This is a genomic window from Membranihabitans marinus, from assembly GCF_019802045.1.
Classification (GTDB): Bacteria; Bacteroidota; Bacteroidia; order Chitinophagales; family Saprospiraceae; genus Membranihabitans; species Membranihabitans marinus_A.
Genome location: NZ_JAHVHU010000039.1, coordinates 1 through 1398 on the forward strand (window position 1 = coordinate 1; position 1398 = coordinate 1398).

Below are 1398 nucleotides of genomic sequence, written 5' to 3' on the forward strand. Positions count from 1 at the left end.
TTATTGTCAAACCATGATGAATGGGATTGTGGTGGATGTAACAAAGCAGGTCATATAATTTTGTGTCTGTTACCACTGCCGTTCTTTTTGTCTTTTTTAAAAGTAAAGATCCTTGGATGGCGTATTTATGATTGATATACAAGGAATGGCTACTTAAAAACCTTCTGAATTGATCAGAAACAAACTCGTTGAAAGTATCTTCGTTAGAAAGAAATTTAACCGCTGCTTTTGTTTTTTCTTTCACTATAAGCTTTCGAATGGTTGGGTTTATTGTTTTGATTTTGACCATAAAATGAAAGTGGTTTGGTATCAAACAATATGCAACAATGTCCATGTAAGCCGTAAAGTATAGTTTAAACTTATTCAAAAAACGTTTATAGTCTTTCTGGTCATAAAATAACTTTCTCTGGCTTACTGTCTTGTTGTAAAAATGATAGACGCTTTGAGGTTGTAATGAAGCATGGTAGTCTGTTCTCATTATTTTGGTTTTTTAAAGTGGCCGGGCCTTCCTTTCTCTTCCCTCCAGTCGGGCTTTACAATCTGTTCTCTTCCATGCTCTATCGATCCTGGAAGATTCATAAGCTTGCAAATCCCTGATCCATTGATGGGATTCATAAGCCTGTGGGTTGCCTGGAGCCCGGTGGATTGTGAAGCCCTGGGATTGAGCTTATCAAAGTGCCGGGCCTCCCTTTCTCTTAGCTCCAGCCGGGCTTTACAATCTGTTCTCTTCCATGCTCTATCGATCCTGGAAGATTCATAAGCTTGCAAATCCCTGATCCATTGATGGGATTCATAAGCCTGTGGGTTGCCTGGAGCCCGGTGGATTGTGAAGCCCTGGGATTGAGCTTATCAAAGTGCCGGGCCTCCCTTTCTCTTAGCTCCAGCCGGGCTTTACAATCTGTTCTCTTCCATGCTCTATCGATCCTGGAAGATTCATAAGCTTGCAAATCCCTGATCCATTGATGGGATTCATAAGCCTGTGGGTTGCCTGGAGCCCGGTGGATTGTGAAGCCCTGGGAAATTTAGTTTATCAAAGGCCGGGCTTTACAATCTGTTCTCTTCCATGCTCTATCGAGCCTGGAAGATTCATAAGCTTGCAAATCCCTGATCCCTTGAAGGGATTCATAAGCCTGAGGGTTGCCTGGAGCCCGGTGGATTGTGAAGCCCTGGGAGCCGGGCCTTCCTTTCTCTTCGCTCCAGCCGGGCTTTACAATCTGTTCTCTTCCATGCTCTATCGAGCCTGGAAGATTCATAAGCTTGCAAATCCCTGATCCCTTGAAGGGATTCATAAGCCTGTGGGGTGCCTGGAGCACGGTGGATTGTGAAGCCCTGGGAAGCTTTGAATATATTTTTTGAAAATTGAACATGCATAATTTGTTAATGCACGCATACCATTTA

2 protein-coding genes are annotated in these 1398 nt (G+C 43.3%); both read right to left on the reverse strand.

Features of this window, described 5'->3' with window-relative positions:
* Window positions 1–478: hypothetical protein (locus KUV50_RS19265; protein ID WP_222581843.1), on the reverse strand; the 478-nt coding region annotated here is incomplete at its 3' end.
* 544 nt (window positions 479–1022) lie between these two features.
* A partial coding sequence (locus KUV50_RS19270; protein WP_222581844.1) for a hypothetical protein occupies window positions 1023–1398 on the reverse strand: 376 nt, incomplete at its 5' end.